The sequence below is a fragment of the Hylemonella sp. P2_B10 genome, from assembly GCF_056404875.1.
The window spans coordinates 191,670-207,204 of the sequence record NZ_JBFUDE010000004.1 but is presented as its reverse complement, the minus strand read 5'-3'; the positions used below and the strand labels follow the sequence as shown (position 1 = coordinate 207,204).

The following is a 15,535-nucleotide window of genomic DNA, read 5'->3' as shown; positions in this document are numbered from 1 at the left end:
CAATGCGGGCATGAGCCAAGTCCCCGTCACCTCCGAAACCGCCCACCGCCAGACCCGTTATGTGCCGCCGGCTGGCGCCACCGAGTTCGTGTTGGTGCGCCACGGCGCCTCGCAGCCTTATGTGCCGGGCCAGTTGTTCCCGTTGAAGGACGGCCATGGCGATCCGGCGCTGTCCGAAGAGGGCGTGGCCCAGGCCGAGCGCGTGGGCCGCCGGCTGGCGCAGGAGCGGGTGGACGCGGTGTATGTGACCAGCCTGCGCCGCACCGCGCAGACGGCTGCGCCCCTGCTGGCTGCCCATGGCCTGCAGGCCGGCGTGGTGCCTGAGCTGCGCGAGGTCTACCTGGGCGAGTGGGAAGGCGGGCGCTTTCGCGAGTTCGCCGCCCGGCGCGACCCCGTGTGGGCCCGCGTGGTGGCCGAGGGCGAGTGGGGGCACATTCCCGGCGCCGAAACCACTGCGCAGTTGCGCACGCGCTGCGTGGCCGCCTTGCAGGCGCTGCATGCGCGCCACCGCGACCAGCGCGTGGTGTGCGTGGTGCATGGCGGTGTCATTGGCGTGCTGACGGCCCATGCGGCCGATGCCCGGCCCGGTGTGTTCGACGGCGCGGACAACTGCTCGCTGCACAGCATCGTGGTGCTGGGCCCGGATTGGCAGCTGCGCCGCTTCAACGACACCGCGCACCTGGATGGCGAACCCCGCTGGTGAGCTGCTGACCGGCGGCTGAAAATATTTCGCCGGTTGCGTACCGGAATTTGCCGTGTGCTTCGTCTAAGCTGAGGTGGCGGGCTGCGCCCGCGCTTTTTCGCCTGGACTTTTCACCGCAACGCACAGGGTTTGCATGGCCCCCGCCGACCTCGATCACTGGTTTGTCAGCGAAGTGCTGCCGCTGGAGGCGGCCTTGCTGCGCTTTTTGCGCCGCAACCGGCGCGAGGTCGATGACGTGGTGGACCTGCGGCAAGAGGTCTATGTGCGGGCCTACGAAGCCGCCGCCCGGCAGGGCGCGCCGGCCCTGGTCAAGCCGTTTGTGTTCGCCATCGCGCGCAACCTGCTGATCGACCTGGCGCGGCGCGCGCACGTGGTGTCCATCGACACCTATGCCGAGCTGGAGACGTTGGAGCTGCCCGGTGACGAACTGACGCCCGAGCGCCACGCCTCGGGCCGGCAGGAGCTGCGCCTGCTGCAGCTGGCGCTGGACGAGCTGCCGCCGCGCTGCCGTGAGGTGGTGCAACTGCGCAAGATCGACGACCTGTCGCAGCGCGAGGTGGCCGCCCACATGGGCATCACCGAGGACACGGTGGAGCGGCAAGTGGCCAAAGGCATGCGCGCGCTGACTGATGCGCTGCTGGCCTGTGGCGTGGTGGTGGGCGCCACCAGGGCCGCGCTGCGTTTCAGGCCGAAGAAGAACAACAACGACAACCACGAGATGGGCGGGACTTGAGACATGGCTACGAGCAATGCATCACAGATAGAGGAGCAGGCGGCCAATTGGCTGGCCCGGCGCGACGCCGGTGGATGGACGCAGCCGCAACAGGCTGAACTGGATGCCTGGCTGCAGGCCGCCACCGCCCACCGCGTGGCCTACCTGCGCCTGGCCCATGCGTGGCAGCGCGCGGACCGGCTGACGCTGTTGCGCGACCCGTGCCGCCCCAGCGTGGCGGCGCCAGGCTGGGGCCTAGTCTGGTCGCGCTTTTCCAGCCGTCGCATGGCGGCTGGCTTGCTGCTGGCGGCGGCCCTGGGTGGCGTGCTGGCGGCCAGCGGTCTGCTGCGCCCGGGCACCGGCTACAGCACCGCTTTGGGCGAAACCAAATCGGTGGCGCTGGCAGACGGCTCGCGCGTGGCGCTGAACACCGACACCCGGCTGCGTGCCCGCATGGCCGATGGTCAGCGCACCGTGTGGCTGGAGCGCGGTGAAGCTTATTTTGAGGTGACGCACGACGCCCAGCGCCCCTTCGTGGTGGAAGCGGGCAGCAGCCGGGTGACGGTGCTGGGCACGCGCTTTTCGGTGCGACGCGACGGCGAACAGCTGAAGGTGGTGGTGGCCGAGGGCCGGGTGCAGGTGGCGGCCGTGGGTGCCACAGGGGGCGCAGGGCCTGATTCGGCGGCGGCCACCGTGATCACCCGCAACGACGCGCTGGTGCTGGCGCACGGCCAGGCAGCGGTGACGCACGGCAGCGCCGAGCAGGTGGCCAACCAGCTCGTCTGGCGCCAGGGCCGGCTGGTGCTGGACGATATGACGCTGGCGCAGGCGGCGGCCGAGTTCAACCGCTACAACAGCGTGAAGCTGGTCATCACCGACGCCACCGCCGCCGAGCTGCGGATAGGCGGCAGCTTCAACGTCGACAACGTGCAGGGCTTTGCGCGCTTGTTGCAGCAGGGTTTTGGCTTGAAGGTGGAGGTAGAGAAGGAAGAAATTCGCGTGCACCGCTGAGCGGGCGCGGCAGCGCCGCGAACAAATGTGCGCCGGCATACCGGATTTGTGCTGGCGGCTCGTCTCAGCACAGGAGGCGGCAACGCAACCGTGTTGCCATCCGGGGCTTGTCGATTTCAAAATTCTTCAAAACGGGGTTTCACATGCGGTTTCGACGTCGTTGGGTGAGCGCGCTGTGCGCGCTGGTGGTCTGGGGCGCGGCCGGCGCGGCGTTTGCGCAGGGGGCGGATGTCAACATCCCCGCCGGCGAGTTGAAGGCGGCGCTGGACGCGTATGCGGCGCAGTCCGGCGCGCAGTTGTTGTACAACGCGGCTGATGTGAAAGGCGTGGCCACCGCAGGCGCACGCGGCGCGCTGTCGCAGGAGCAGGCACTCAAGGCCCTGCTGGGCGACAGCGGTCTGCTGGTGCGGCGCGAGCCGGGTGGTGCCTTTGTCGTTTTCAAGGGCATCTGGCTGGACTTGCCGGCGCAGGATCTGGCCGAGGCACTGGCCGCGCTGGCTGCCAAGACCGGCCTGCGCATCGTGGTGCCGCCCGAGGCCAAGGGCCTGCGCAGCAATGCGCTGAAGGGCGCCTACGAGGCGCGCGAAGCGTTGCGCCAGCTGATCGCCAACACCGGGCTGGAGCTGGGCGGCGATGACGGCGGCACCGTGACGCTGCGGCGCACCGCCGAGGTCTCGCTGAGCTCGGTGACGGTGACGGCGCAAAAGCGCCCGCAGGCGGCGCAAAGCGTGCCCATCGCCATCAGCACACTGTCGGCCAAGGCGCTGGAGGCCAGCCGCGTGCAGAATCTGGCCGACGTGGCGCGCATGACGCCGGGCCTGCTGGTGTCGGCCTTCAGCCAGAACAGCCCCACGCTGGCGATACGCGGCATCAACAACACGTTTTCGCAAATCGGTGTCAGCAAGCCGGTGGCGGTGGTGGTGGACGACGTCTTCATCCCGCGCAACAGTGCCGCCAGCTTCGAGCTGTTCGACCTGGAGTCGCTGGCGGTGCTGAAAGGGCCGCAGGGCACGCTGTTTGGCCGCAACGTCACCGGCGGCGCCATCGTGCTGGCCACGCGCCAGCCCAGCACGGAGGAGCGCGAGTTCGAGGTGCAGGGCACGCTGGGCAGCTTCAATGAGCGCAAGTTCTCCGGCCTGGTGAACCTGCCGCTGTCTGACACGGCTGCGCTGAAGCTGACCACCTCGGTGCGCGACCGCGACGGCTACGGCGTGGACCGGCTGACCGGCAAGATGGAGGACGACATCCACAGCCGCAATTACCGCGCGCAACTGCTGCTCAAGCCCGCAAATGGCCTGGAGGCCATGCTGACGCTGGACCACAGCGACGACTGGAACGGTGGGCGCACGCTGTCGTCCAACACGCTGGGCGACGATGGTGACCGGCGCACGTCCGAAGTGGGCGTGGACCAGGGCTTCAACCGCGGCATCTCGGGCTTGTCGGCCAGGCTGAACTGGAAGCTGGACGCGGGCGAGGTCACCTCCGTCACCGCCTACCGCAAGTCGCAGTCCACCGAAGACTATTCCGGCGTCGGCGCCAACTACGTCTTTCTCACCACCGGCAGCCAGAGCGTCACGCGCGATGCGGACCAGATCGGCACCTTTTCGCAAGAATTGCGCTACGCCAGCCCCAAGTGGGGTTGGGGCGACTTCGTCACCGGTTTGTATTACATGCGCGAGAACGGCTCCCGTCAACTGGCCGTGCGCGGCCTGACGGCCAGGACCGGTGCGCTGGCCAGCTCCACCTTGGCCGAGCAGCAGGTGGACACCACCAGTGCGGCGCTGTTCGCCGACGGCACCGTGCACCTGTTGCCCACGCTGGACCTGACGGCCGGCCTGCGTTACACCCGCGACGAGAAGACCGCCAACCTGACGCGCTCCGACCTGGCGCGGCCCACCAACAACTTCAGCGTCAGCGGGGCGAACGCCAGCTGGAGCGAGGTGACGCCGCGCGTGGTGCTGAGCTGGAGCCCAGAGCGCCACCTGATGGCCTATGCCAGCGCCACGCGCGGCTTCACCGCCGGCGGCTTCAATGGCGACGCCAGCACCGCCGCCATCTTCAGGACGCCTTTCAACCCCGAGTACGTGACCAACCACGAGCTGGGCTTCAAGAGCCAGTGGTTGGGCAACCGCCTGCGCGTCAACGCCTCGCTGTACCAGATGGACTACACCGACAAGCAGGAGCTGGTGAACAACTCGGTCACCGGCGTGCTGACCATCGTCAATGCCAGCCGCGCCACCGTCAGCGGCGGCGAACTGGATTTGGCCTACAGGCCGGTGGCCTGGCTGGACCTGACAGGTGGCTACAGCCGCATCAACGGCCGCTACGACAGCTTTGTGGTGGGCACGGTGAACAACAGCGGTAACCCGCTGTCTTCTGCGCCGCGCAACCAGTACAGCCTGGGCGCCAACCTGAACCTGCCGCTGGCCAGCGGCTTCCTGGTGGGGGCGTTGAATTATTCGTGGCGCGACACCTACAACACCGGTGCCGCCAACGACCCCAACCTGCAGATCCCCAGCTACGGGCTGACCAGCTTCAACCTGGGTTACGAGTCGGCCGACCGGGTGTGGAAGCTGATCGCCTGGGTGGGCAACGCGGCCAATACGCCGCTGATACTGACCCGCTCCACCCAGGTGGTGCGGGCGGAATATTTGGCCGAGCCGCGCACCTATGGGCTGTCGTTGAGCGCAAAATTCTAGGCATGGACCGTCGACACTTCTTGAGCGGCCTGCTGGCTGCACCGCTGCCGCTGTGGGCCGCAGACGCCGCGCCTATCGCCCACCCCGCCGTGGGCCAGCCGCTGGCGCCGTGGACGCCCGGCACGCTGGACATTCACCACATCGCCACCGGGCGCGGCAATGCCACGCTGGTGGTGATGCCGGATGGCACCAGCCTGCTGATCGATGCCGGCGCCAGTGCCGACGCGCCCGAAACCTCCACGCCACCACGCCCCAGCGCGCAGCGCCGCCCTGGCGAATGGGTGGGCCGCTATGTGCAACGGCACCTGCGCGCCACGGGGCGCAGTGCCTTGGATTACCTGCTGGTCACGCACCTGCATCCGGACCACCTGGGCGACGTGACGAATGATTCTCCGCGTTCCACGCAGGGCGACTACCGCCTGACCGGCGTGATGGACGTGGCCGAGTTGCTGCCGGTGGGCACGCTGCTGGACCGCGCTTTCCCTGGCTACGACGACCCCATGGTGATCAAGGCGCGCTTTGCTGACAACTACCTCGCTTTTGTGCGCGCACGGCAAAAGCAGGGGCTGGCGGTCCAGCGCTTTGTGGCCGGCCGCGGCACGCAGATCGCGCCCAAGGGCCATGTGGCGCTGCCCGCCGGCACGCCGGCCTTCGGCGTGCGCAACCTGGCCGTCAATGGCGAGGTGTGGACGGGCGAGGGCGAGCAGGCGCGCGCCATGTTTCCGCCGCTGTACAGCCTGGCGACCAAGGACTACCCGAACGAGAACATGTGCTCCACCGCCGTGCGCATCGCCTCAGGCCGCTTTGGTTACTTCACCGCCGGTGACCTGACCAGCTACAGCTTCGACGGCGACCAGCCCTGGCGCGATGTGCTGACCGCCGCCGCCCGCGTGTGCGGTCCGGTGGACGTGGCCACCGCGGACCACCACGGCATGTTCGATGGTCTGAGCGCACCGGCCGTGCGCGTGCTGCGCCCGCAGGCCTGGCTGATCCAGGCCTGGCACATCTCGCACCCCGACATGCTGCAGATGGAGCGCATGCTGAGCGAACGGCTGTACCACGGCGCGCGCGACATCTTCTCCACCGGCCTCACGCGCGAGAACTACCTGGCCAACCGCCGGCTGGTCAGCCGCATGCGCAGCACCGAAGGCCATGTGGTGGTGCGGGTGGCGCCGGGCGGCGCCAGCTTCCAGGTGCTGGTGACCGACAACGCCGATGAGCAGGACCGTGTGAAGCTGGCCACCGGGCCGTATGCGTCGGGGCGCAATGCCGGCTGAGCAGTGGTGCAGCGGCCGGGCTCAGGGCAAGTAGCGCCGCATCACGTCAACCAGTTTGTCGGCGAACTCCAGCACGGTGGCGTCGCCTTCCTGGGTAGAGGTGACGCCCCAAAATTTCTGGGTGTCGGTCCAGATCACCTTGGCCTGCGTGACGTCGTAGAGGCTGGCCTGTATCGTCAGCGAGCGGTTGACGCCTTTCAAGCGGGTATCCGGGGCGTAGTAGCCCTCGGAGGGCTGCAGCGTGATGCGCCAGCGGGCTGTCTCGGCCGGCCGGCGGGCGATGCCGACGCGGTTCAGTGCCGTGTCCATGTCGGCGGAAATACGGCGACCGAACATCTGCAGCAGTTCATCCAGGGTGGCATCCGCTCTTTGACGGATTTCAGTGGAAGGCAGCTTCGGCTGCAGCAAGCCGCCGTAGCCGTGAAAGTGGATATCGAAAGCGACTGGCTCCCAGGCCACCGACATGCCTTCGAGCGCGCGGGGCGTTGCCCCAGGTTCTTGCTGCTGCGCGCCGGCCGCGTGGCCCTCGCCGGCGCACAGCGCCAGCAGCATGCTCAGTAAGCACAGAAATCGTGTCACCATCAGCGTCCTCCCTGGATGCAGCCGTGTTGTCGGCTTGTCTACCCTCTACTGTAGCGCATGGTGCCAGGCCCGATCGGCTTCTTCATGTGGGCGGGCGCACGCTCGATTGGTTGCACATTGAGTAGAAGGGCGGTGCGAGGAAAACCCAGTCCCGGCCGGTCTCAGCGGTACTTCTTCAATGCCTCGGTGACAAAGCGGTTGGTGTAGGTCTGCTCCAGCACCACGCCGCGGTACTTGGGGTTGGCCTCGGCCAGCAGTTGGACTTCCTTGCGCGCGCCGTCGGCGGGCATCAGGCCATCGTTGGCGAACATGCGCATCTGCTCCTTGAGCGCGTGCAGGTAGGCGGCCGGGTCCTTGCCCTTGATCTCGGGGGGGATCAACGCAGCGATCTCCTCGGCACTGTGGCTGTTGATGAACTTCAGCGTGCGCACAAAGGCATCGGCCAGGTGCTGCGCCATCTCCGGGTGTGCGGCTACCCGTTCGTTGGCCATGAAGATGGTGCTGGAGGGGAAGGGCGCGCCCAGCGCCTTGCGGGTGGCCTCCAGCCCGGTCAGATCGGCGAACAGGCCGGCCACCCCGCGCGACTCGTAAAAGCCATCGTCGGGGATGGGCGCCACCACCAGGTCGGCGCCACCGCTACGCAACGCCTCCGCGTTGGCGTCCTTGCTCTCCGAGCCCAGGCGGTTGTAGTCGGCCAGCGCATGGCCGCCGGCCAGCACCAGGCCATTGGCCAGCGTGGTCTTGGCCGAGCCGGCGCCACCGCTGATGATGCGCGCACCCTTTAGATCGGCGAACGTCTTGTAGCGCGTGTGCGCGGTGTTGGTCACCAACACCTTCATGCCGGGCGTGACGCCCAGCGTCACCACGGCTTGGCTGGGCCGGCCCTGGGCGTGGTTGACCACGTTGTGGTGGTAGTAGGCCATCACCGCATCCACCCGGCCGTCGGCCAGCATGTCGGCATGGCCCACGTCGTAGCGCACGTTCATCACCGTGACCGCCATGGTGCCGCTTTTCAGGTAGCCCAGCCTGTCGGCCAGCACCACCGGGAAATTGCGCAGTGCATGGATCTCGTCCACCAGCAGCAGCACGCGGTCGGCCACGGCCACCGGCCGCTCGGCCTGCGGTAGCGCGTTCTGGCCGGCCAGCAGGGCCAGCGCGGCTACCAGGATGTGTGCGAGGCGTTTCATGGCCGGGCTCCCGGTGCGCAGATGTCAGAAGTCCGTCTTGGCGCTGAAGCGCACCGCGCGGTCCATACCGGCGCCAAAGGCGCTGCTGGTGGCCGATGACCAGTAGCGCACATTGGTGAGGTTGTCCACGCCCAGCTGGAATGAGGTGCGCTTGCCTGCGATGCGGGTCTGGTAAGAGGCGCCCACCGAATACAGCGTGACGGAAGGAATCTGCCCCTGCTGCGCATTGCCGATGTAGCGCTCGCTGACGTAGGACATGCCGGCCTTCAAGGTCAGGCCTGGCGTCCAGCCGGGCTTGTATTCCACGTTGCCGGTGATGATGCGGTCAGGCGTGTTCTCGGTGGACATGCCGTCATTCGCGCCGCCCATCTGGCGCGACTTCATCAGTTGGGCCGAGCCGTTCACCGCCCAGTGGCGGTCCAGCTGCAGGTTGGCGGCGACTTCCCAGCCCTGCAGCAGCAGGTCGCCGTCGTAGACGAACTTGGTGCTGGTGGCCGAGTCCTGGATCAGGTTGGTGTTGGCCTTCTCGATGCGAAAGTAATCCACGTTCAGGTACAACGCGTTCCAGTAGCTGGTGCGCACGCCGATCTCGCGCTGCGTGGCCGGCGCCGGCTCCAGCACGGCGAAGGCGTTGGTCACGTTCAGCCCTTGGATGGGGCCCGAAGGGGCGATCGGACCATCCTCCAGCGACTGCATGTAGCTGGCGTAGGCGGTGGTGCGCGGGGCGAATTCCCACAGCAGGCCAAGGCCCTTGTTCAGTGGCTTGTAGGTGGTGGTGGCCAGCGGGCCATTGGCCACGATGGCCTGGCTGAACTGGTAGTCGGTCTGGCGCAGACCGGCCAGCAGCTTGAAGCCGCCGCCCAGGTCCAGGTTGTCGTAGACGTACACGCCCGCGTCCTTCGACTGGTTGGGTTTGAAGGTCTGCGGCGTCATCGGGTCGATCGGCGCGGCGATCTCCACCGGGTTGTAGATGTTTTGCGCCTTGTTGTTGTTGGCGGCGGTGGGGCTGTAGGTGGAGGGGATGTTGGAGTCCCGCTCGGCCGAGGAGTAGCCCACCGTCAGCTCGTGGCTCAGCGACCCCGTGTGGAACTTCTGCTGCAACTCCAGCTTGCGGTAGGTGTTCTCGTACTGTTGGTTCTTGATGAAGGTGATGTTCTCGTTGCCGTCGCCGGTCAGTACGTTCTTCAGCGTGATGCGGGCCTGGGTGCGCGAGCGCTCCGAGTTGGAGGTGCCGGCCTCGGCCACCACAAAGGTGTCGGGGCTGGGGCGGTATTCGGCGCGCACGATGGTGTTTTCGGTGCGCGGGGTGTACACGTCCCAGGGGCCGGAGAGCAGCTGGCGTGGGTCTGGTGGCGCGGGCACGGTGATCACGCCCTTGACCGCCGTGGGCGGCACGATGCCGGCCTGTTCCACCACGTCCTTGCGGTAGGTCTCGTAGTCGAGCTTCAATACGAATTTGGGGCTGATGGCCCAGTCGCCGGCGAAGCTGAAGAAGTTGCCGGTGCCGCCTATGCCATGGGTGCCGGTTTCGATGTGGGTCTGCGACATGTTGACCCGCACACCGAACTGCTTGTCGTCGCCAAACTTGCGGCCAATGTCGACAGAGGGGCCGAACTGGCCAAAGGTGTTGCCCGATAGGGTGAGCGTGGTCACGTCCTTGTCGGTGGCGCGCTTGGTCACCATGTTCAGAATGCCGGCCGGGCTGGCCAGGCCGAACATCAGCACGTTGGCGCCCTTGAGCGCCTCCACCTTCTGCTTGTCCTCAGTGGGGATGGTGATGACGTTGGTAATAGCCAGGCCGCCGTTGATGCGGTAGTTGGAGTACAGGCCCAACTGCAGGCCGCGAAAACGTATGGCGTCGTTGGCGCTGCCTTTGCCGTTGTTGCTCATGCTGCCGGGCACGCTCTTGACGGCTTCGCCATAACCCTCCTGCTCGGCGCCGGACTCGATCTGCTGGCGCGACACCGTGACCTTGGTCAGCGGCAGGCCGGAGTCGTCGCGCGGTGTGTCGTTGCCGGCTTCGGCGGTGGCTGGCGCTTGCGTGGGGCTGCTGGCGCTGGCCGCAACAGGTTGCGCAGCCTGCTGTGCCAGCAGCGGCTGCGCCGCCAGCGCGGCCAATTCGATGGTGCCCAGCAGCGCTCGGGCCAGCGCGTGCAGCCGGGTGCCGTGGGCATTGCGTGCCTTGCGGGCGGGCTGGGCACCTTGGGCGTGGGCGGCGCGGTGGGGGAGCGCCAGGGGGCCGGTGGGTCTCATCTCGTTGTCTCCAGTGTAGTGTTATAGGACGTCTTGATTGGCGAGGAAGCCGGGGTGCGCTCAAAGGGAGAAATGGACACACACTCAGCCGGGCGAACTGTAGGAGCCGCTGCTGAAGGCAAGCTGTAGATTTCCTGAATGGTTGTTCAGGCGGCTTGCGGCGGCGGTGCCCACGGTAGGCCTCAGCGCAGCAGCAAGGCGTCGGCCACCACCACCTGGCGTTCCTCACGCACACGGGCCTTGCCGTCACTGATGGCTTTCCATTGCGGGTCGCCGGCCAAACGGGCGCGCACCTTGGCCACCACCGCGTTGCGCGCGGCCAGCGCGGTGTCGTCCTTGTAGGCCAGCACGATCAGTGTGCTCCAGGGCCGGCTGGCGCCGAATTGGGCGGTGAACATGTCGTAGCGAGACAGCACGCCCTCCTGCATCCAGCCATCGAACTGCGGCAGCACATAGCCGTCGGCATACTTCAGGTAGTCGCCGGCCGGTATCAGCACGGTGTAGGGAATCACCACGTACACCCCTTGGCCAGGCACCTCGGCACCGCCGGTGCGAGGAACCTCCACCGGCGTGGTGTGGATGGCCGTGGTCAGTGCCAGCGCGGATGCAGGCAGGCCACCCGGGTGGGCGTGCTCTACCTGTTGCCAGCGGCTCAGCTCAGCGGCATCGTCAAAGCGCAGCAGTGCCAGCGCGTCCCAGTTGTCGGAGTCCGCGTAGCGGTTGAACAGCAGCGTATAGCCCTTGATCAGGCCCTGCGCCTGCCACTGCTGGAACTGGCGCAGCGCATCCCTTTGCAGCGCGGTGCGCAGGGCCGGCCGTTGGGCCGGTGCCACGTGGTAACTGATGACCAGGGCCGGCGCGGTGTCGGCCGCCCAGGCGGCGCCGGTGCACAGCAGCGTCAGCGCCAGGCCCAGGGCGCGCAGCAGGCGCCAGAACAGTTGGCATGAAAGGGGGCTGGCAGGGTTGTGGTGCATGGTGTGCTCGCTTAGAAGGGGATGCCGAAGATGGCCTTGACGGTGTAGTTGTCGGCGCTGGAGGTCAGGGCCTTGCCCAGGCCCAGGTTGACGTCCCAGCCCTTGACCTTGAAGTCCAGCGTCGCGTACAGCGTGTTGCCTTGCTGCGCCAGCGGCAGGATGTTGGCGGTGGTGCCCATGTCCATGTACAGCTCGGCGCCCAGTTGTACGCCGGAGGCGATGGTCCGCGCTACCTTGGTGGCGAGCGAAAAGTCGGGCGACTGGCCGCGGTAGCCGTCACTCAGGTTCCAGCCGAACACCGGGTTCACTGCCACCAGCCACTGCGGGCTGCGGTAGCCGGCCATCACGCGCAGCTCGAAGCTGTTGCGCGATTCGGAATAGGCTTGGCGCAGCCGGGAGAGTTCGCCATTGACGCCCAGGAACCAGCCGCCGCTTTCCTCGTCGCCCCGGATGGGCAGCCACTTCAGCCGCAGCTTCAGACCGGCGGCCTCGGTGTTGCCGTTGGCGCCGTGGTTCATCGGCAGGTACAGGCCGGCTTCCAGCGTGGGTGTTAGGCCGTAGGAAAACTCAGGTGTGATGCGCAGGCCGTGGTGCGGCACCGCCTCGCCGGGGTAGTCGGCAGCCCGACGGCCGGAAATGGTGTAGTTGGTGTGCAGTTCCAGACCGAATTCCTTGGGCGCATTGATGTCGTCGGCATAGACCTGGATTTCGTCGCTGAGCGCCGCCTGTGCAGAAGGCGCGGCGGCCAGCAGCGCGCACAAGGTTGCCAGGGCCGGCAATGCGCGCGGGCCGTGCGGAAAGATAGCGGTGGTGGTGATCATGAAAGCAGTGGGGTTGAAACGCGGCCAAGCCTAGGGCCGGCGAATGAAGCAAACCTGTCGCCTTCCTGAAAGACTGTTCAGGTTGGGCTCATGGTTGTCACCGATGGCCCTGGCGGCCCGTGCGGGCGCACAATGGCGGCAGGAGGCGCGTGAAGGCCGGCGCCGCAGGAGACACGACAAATGAAGGTGTTGGTCGTTGAGGACCAGATACGCTTGGGGCAATTCCTGAAGCAGGGTTTGGGCGAGTGCCGCTACACCGTGGACTGGGTGCGCGGTTGCGCCGATGCCTCCAATGCATTGGCCGAGTCCACCTACGACGTCATCGTGCTGGACCTGGGCCTGCCTGATGGTGATGGCCTGGAGTTGCTGCACCAGTGGCGCGCCAGCGGCTTCAACGAACCGGTGCTGATCCTGAGCGCGCGTGACACCGTGGCCGACCGCGTGCGTGGCCTGGACCATGGCGCCGATGACTATCTGCAAAAGCCCTTCAGCCTGGACGAACTACTGGCACGCATACGCTCGCTGGTGCGCCGCCAGTCCACCATGAAGCAGACCGTGCTGGACCACAGCGGCATACAGCTGGACCTGCTGGGCCACACGGTGAAGGTGGATGGCCAGCCGCGTGACCTCACCAGCCGCGAGTACGCGCTGCTGGAAATCTTCATGCAGAACCACGGACGCGTGCTGCCGCGCACGCTGATCGCTGAAAAAATCTGGTCATCCAACTACGATGTGGACACCAACCTGCTGGACGTCTACATGAGCCGTCTGCGCGGCAAGCTGGAGACGCCCGGCAAGGTGCTGTTCAAGACCGTGCGGGGGGTGGGCTACCAGATGCTATGAACTGGAGTTCCATAGGCACGCGCATGGCGCTGTGGTATGCCTGCGCGGCCACAGCCACGCTGGCTTGTCTGTTCGCCGCCGGGTACCAGTTTCTGAAGTCACACCTGGTCCATGGACTGGACCTGATGAACGAGGCGGAGTTCCACCAGATCGAGGCCCACTTGGGGCCGGACTACGCCACCGTCAGCGCGCCTTTCATGGAGACCCGGGTGCGCGATATCGCCGACTTCGCCTACGCACTGTTCTATGTGGAGATCCACGTGCCGCGCAAGGGCTCGGTGTTCCAGTCCAGCAACCTCAAGGGCCACAGCATCCCAGATGTGCACGGACAGCCGCGCTACAACACCGTGATCGAGGAGGTGGGCGAGGTGCGTGCCGAGGAGTTCAAACTGCCGCCGTTCGAGGTCACCGTGGCCACCCCGTTGGCGCCGGTGCGCGAAATCCTGAACAGCTATATCCGCGTGGCGCTGGCGCTGCTGGGCGTTATGCTGTTCGTCAGCCTGGGCATAGGGCTGCTGTTCAGCCGCGTGTTGCTGGGGCCGGTGCGTGTGATACGCGACACCGCCAACCGCATACGCTCAGACAATCTGAGCGAGCGCATTCCGGTGGGTAGCGCGCGCGACGAGATGGACGACCTGGCGCGGCTGCTGAACCAGATGTTCGACCGGTTGGAAGCATCTTTCGGCCAGATACGCCGCTTCACCTCCGACGCCTCGCATGAGCTGAAGACCCCGCTGTCGCTGATACGCCTGCACAGCGAGAGGCTGCTGACGGCCGAGGGCCTGACGGCGGCGCAGCGCGAGTCTGTGCACGTGCAATTGGAGGAGATTGCGCAATTGAATCGCATCATCGAGGAGTTGCTGCTGCTGTCGCGCGCCGACGCCAATGCCATCGAACTGAAGCTGACGCCGCAGCCACCCGCTGCCTTCCTGCAGGCCTGGGCGCAGGACGCTCAGGTGCTGGCCGAGCACCACGGCCTGCTGTTCCACCTGGTGCACAGTGGCGAAGGCCTGGTGGCCTTTGAGCAGAAGTGGATGCGCCAGGTGTTGCTGAACCTGCTGACCAATGCCATCCACGTCTCGCCACCGGGCGGCGAGGTGGCCGTGCGCTCCGTGCTGGCCGATGGCCTGTGGCGGTTGGAGGTGCGCGACCAGGGGCCTGGCCTGAATGCCGACATGCTGGAGCGCATGTTCGAGCGCTTCGTGCGCGCCGGTGGGCCGGGCGCGGACTACCCCGGCAGCGGCCTGGGCCTGGCGATCTGCCGCAGCATTGTGGGTCTGCACAAGGGCCGCATCCATGCCCGTTTGGGCGAATCGCAACGCGGCTTGTGCGTGGTCATTGAGCTGCCCGCGCTGCCGGCTTAGTCTCGCGCAGCTGCAGTGTGTGCAGGTACCACAGCCGGCCCAGGTCGGCGGCGCCCTGGCGGCCGGTGACGGTCTTGAACACGGCGGCGGCTTCCGCCATTTGTCCAGCCCGCAGCCGGGCGATGCCCAGGTGCAGCTTGTCGTATTGAGGGCGGTCACGCGTGGGCGGCGACAGGCCCAGGTTGATCAGCGTGAAGCCGCGCTCGATTTCGCCCAGCGTCACGCAGGCCAGGCCGGCGTTGACCAGCGCATTGCCCCAACGGTCCAGCGTGGCCGGCACCGGCATGCCGCCAGCGGCCACCCGGGCCTTTTCTTGCGCCGCCTGCTGGTTGAGCTGTGCGCGCAGTTTGCGGTGGCTCTCGGCGTCCGGTCCACTGCCCAGGGTGCCATCGGCAAAGCCGCGTTCCAACGCTGCCTTGGCCTCGGCCAGGAAGCCCAACTGTTGGGCCACGGCGGCGGCGGCCAGGTATTCGCCACTTCCGCTGATGGCGCCGGTGGCCAATTTCAGCCGCCATACGTCGATCATCAGTCCGTGGCCAAATTCGGGTTTCTTCTGGATCGCCGCAATGGCGTCGGCCCAGTGTTCGCGCCGTGGGTAGTAGGTGACCAGGCGCTCCAGCGCCCAGGTTTGGCCTGAGATGTCGTTGAGCCGCATATAGCACTGCACCAGCAGCTTCAGGCTGTCCTCACTGGGGGAGCGGGCGGCCTTTTCAGCGCGGTCGATTTCCTGGTGCAACGAACGGGCGGCGTTTTCGAAGTCGGCCAGCGCGTAGTGGGCGCGGCTGAGCAGTGCGCGTACGGCAGTGTCATTGCCACCGTCGCTGAAATGGCGCTGCGCCCAAGTGATGGCCAGACGGTAGTCCTCGGCCTTGAAGGCGGCGCTGGCCTGCTCGGCGTCGGCGGCCGGGTTGCCATTGACTTCGCGCGGCGTACCCGGTGCCGCGCAGGCGCTGCCGACCAGCACAAGGGCGCACAAGGTGGTGAGGGCTCGCATGGCGGTTCGTGTCTTCCCTGAAGGCCGCCACGGCGGCAGCTTGCGCAGCAGCATAGCGATGGCACCTGAACGCAACCTGAAACCGCGCCGCGCCGCGCAGGGCACCGGCGGTGGC

Annotated in this window: 13 protein-coding genes; 7 read left to right on the top strand and 6 right to left on the bottom strand. The window is 67.0% G+C overall.

Features of this window, described 5'->3' with window-relative positions; genetic code table 11:
- The first annotated feature begins 10 nt into the window (after nucleotides 1–10).
- The 5 genes from AC1DX2_RS18755 (at nucleotide 11) to AC1DX2_RS18735 (ending at nucleotide 6,402) form a co-directional block, all read left to right on the top strand.
- Nucleotides 11–703: a histidine phosphatase family protein gene (locus AC1DX2_RS18755; protein WP_477197917.1), complete on the top strand. Its 693-nt coding sequence runs from the start codon at nucleotides 11–13 to the stop codon at nucleotides 701–703.
- A gap of 133 nt (nucleotides 704–836) precedes the next feature.
- On the top strand, nucleotides 837–1,436 hold the full coding sequence (locus AC1DX2_RS18750) for an RNA polymerase sigma factor (protein ID WP_477197916.1): 600 nt from the start codon (nucleotides 837–839) through the stop codon (nucleotides 1,434–1,436).
- 3 nt (nucleotides 1,437–1,439) lie between these two features.
- A complete protein-coding gene (locus AC1DX2_RS18745; protein WP_477197915.1) occupies nucleotides 1,440–2,426 on the top strand; it encodes a FecR family protein in 987 nt (328 codons plus the stop codon).
- A 143-nt stretch (nucleotides 2,427–2,569) separates the two neighbouring features.
- A complete protein-coding gene (locus AC1DX2_RS18740) occupies nucleotides 2,570–5,125 on the top strand; it encodes a TonB-dependent receptor (protein WP_477197914.1) in 2,556 nt (851 codons plus the stop codon).
- A 2-nt stretch (nucleotides 5,126–5,127) separates the two neighbouring features.
- Nucleotides 5,128–6,402, top strand: coding sequence for a ComEC/Rec2 family competence protein (locus tag AC1DX2_RS18735; protein WP_477197913.1), 1,275 nt, complete (start codon nucleotides 5,128–5,130; stop codon nucleotides 6,400–6,402).
- Between the two features lie 21 nt (nucleotides 6,403–6,423).
- Here the strand turns inward: AC1DX2_RS18735 and AC1DX2_RS18730 are convergent, their stop codons facing one another.
- From AC1DX2_RS18730 to AC1DX2_RS18710, 5 genes are all read right to left on the bottom strand, one after another.
- Nucleotides 6,424–6,984 (bottom strand): hypothetical protein, encoded by a 561-nt coding sequence (locus AC1DX2_RS18730; RefSeq protein WP_477197912.1) that lies wholly within the window; start codon nucleotides 6,982–6,984, stop codon nucleotides 6,424–6,426.
- 161 nt (nucleotides 6,985–7,145) lie between these two features.
- Nucleotides 7,146–8,171: an ABC transporter substrate-binding protein gene (locus AC1DX2_RS18725; RefSeq protein ID WP_477197911.1), complete on the bottom strand. Its 1,026-nt coding sequence runs from the start codon at nucleotides 8,169–8,171 to the stop codon at nucleotides 7,146–7,148.
- A gap of 24 nt (nucleotides 8,172–8,195) precedes the next feature.
- The gene (locus AC1DX2_RS18720; RefSeq protein ID WP_477197910.1) at nucleotides 8,196–10,424 is read right to left on the bottom strand and encodes a TonB-dependent receptor; all 2,229 of its coding nucleotides are present in this window, start codon (nucleotides 10,422–10,424) and stop codon (nucleotides 8,196–8,198) included.
- A gap of 182 nt (nucleotides 10,425–10,606) precedes the next feature.
- Nucleotides 10,607–11,398 carry a hypothetical protein gene (locus AC1DX2_RS18715; protein ID WP_477197909.1) on the bottom strand — a complete coding sequence of 264 codons (792 nt, stop codon included), beginning with the start codon at nucleotides 11,396–11,398 and terminating at the stop codon, nucleotides 10,607–10,609.
- Between the two features lie 11 nt (nucleotides 11,399–11,409).
- Entirely contained in the window at nucleotides 11,410–12,219 is an 810-nt protein-coding gene (locus tag AC1DX2_RS18710) for a hypothetical protein (protein WP_477197908.1), read from the bottom strand.
- A gap of 180 nt (nucleotides 12,220–12,399) precedes the next feature.
- Here AC1DX2_RS18710 and AC1DX2_RS18705 point away from each other — a divergent pair, with 180 nt between their 5' ends.
- Together AC1DX2_RS18705 and AC1DX2_RS18700 are read left to right on the top strand one after the other, a co-directional pair.
- Nucleotides 12,400–13,062 (top strand): response regulator transcription factor, encoded by a 663-nt coding sequence (locus AC1DX2_RS18705; RefSeq protein ID WP_477197907.1) that lies wholly within the window; start codon nucleotides 12,400–12,402, stop codon nucleotides 13,060–13,062.
- Nucleotides 13,059–14,426, top strand: a complete 1,368-nt coding sequence (locus AC1DX2_RS18700) for a sensor histidine kinase (protein WP_477197906.1) — start codon at nucleotides 13,059–13,061, stop codon at nucleotides 14,424–14,426. The genes AC1DX2_RS18705 and AC1DX2_RS18700 overlap by 4 nt, the downstream gene beginning before the upstream one ends.
- On the opposite strand, the gene AC1DX2_RS18695 is transcribed toward AC1DX2_RS18700, so the two are convergent.
- Nucleotides 14,398–15,420, bottom strand: a complete 1,023-nt coding sequence (locus AC1DX2_RS18695; RefSeq protein ID WP_477197905.1) for a hypothetical protein — start codon at nucleotides 15,418–15,420, stop codon at nucleotides 14,398–14,400. The two genes, AC1DX2_RS18700 and AC1DX2_RS18695, sit on opposite strands and share 29 nt — an antisense overlap.
- Between the last annotated feature and the right edge of the window lie 115 nt (nucleotides 15,421–15,535).

What these genes read in the sequence shown, in the direction of transcription:
- AC1DX2_RS18705 (WP_477197907.1), top strand. Translation starts at nt 12,400, where the DNA reads ATGAAGGTGTTGGTCGTTGAGGACCAGATACGCTTGGGGCAATTCCTG.
- AC1DX2_RS18715 (WP_477197909.1), bottom strand. Translation starts at nt 11,398, where the DNA reads ATGCACCACAACCCTGCCAGCCCCCTTTCATGCCAACTGTTCTGGCGC.
- AC1DX2_RS18745 (WP_477197915.1), top strand. Translation starts at nt 1,440, where the DNA reads ATGGCTACGAGCAATGCATCACAGATAGAGGAGCAGGCGGCCAATTGG.
- AC1DX2_RS18720 (WP_477197910.1), bottom strand. Translation starts at nt 10,424, where the DNA reads ATGAGACCCACCGGCCCCCTGGCGCTCCCCCACCGCGCCGCCCACGCC.
- AC1DX2_RS18730 (WP_477197912.1), bottom strand. Translation starts at nt 6,984, where the DNA reads ATGGTGACACGATTTCTGTGCTTACTGAGCATGCTGCTGGCGCTGTGC.
- AC1DX2_RS18735 (WP_477197913.1), top strand. Translation starts at nt 5,128, where the DNA reads ATGGACCGTCGACACTTCTTGAGCGGCCTGCTGGCTGCACCGCTGCCG.
- AC1DX2_RS18695 (WP_477197905.1), bottom strand. Translation starts at nt 15,420, where the DNA reads ATGCGAGCCCTCACCACCTTGTGCGCCCTTGTGCTGGTCGGCAGCGCC.
- AC1DX2_RS18725 (WP_477197911.1), bottom strand. Translation starts at nt 8,171, where the DNA reads ATGAAACGCCTCGCACACATCCTGGTAGCCGCGCTGGCCCTGCTGGCC.
- AC1DX2_RS18740 (WP_477197914.1), top strand. Translation starts at nt 2,570, where the DNA reads ATGCGGTTTCGACGTCGTTGGGTGAGCGCGCTGTGCGCGCTGGTGGTC.
- AC1DX2_RS18710 (WP_477197908.1), bottom strand. Translation starts at nt 12,219, where the DNA reads ATGATCACCACCACCGCTATCTTTCCGCACGGCCCGCGCGCATTGCCG.
- AC1DX2_RS18700 (WP_477197906.1), top strand. Translation starts at nt 13,059, where the DNA reads ATGAACTGGAGTTCCATAGGCACGCGCATGGCGCTGTGGTATGCCTGC.
- AC1DX2_RS18750 (WP_477197916.1), top strand. Translation starts at nt 837, where the DNA reads ATGGCCCCCGCCGACCTCGATCACTGGTTTGTCAGCGAAGTGCTGCCG.
- AC1DX2_RS18755 (WP_477197917.1), top strand. Translation starts at nt 11, where the DNA reads ATGAGCCAAGTCCCCGTCACCTCCGAAACCGCCCACCGCCAGACCCGT.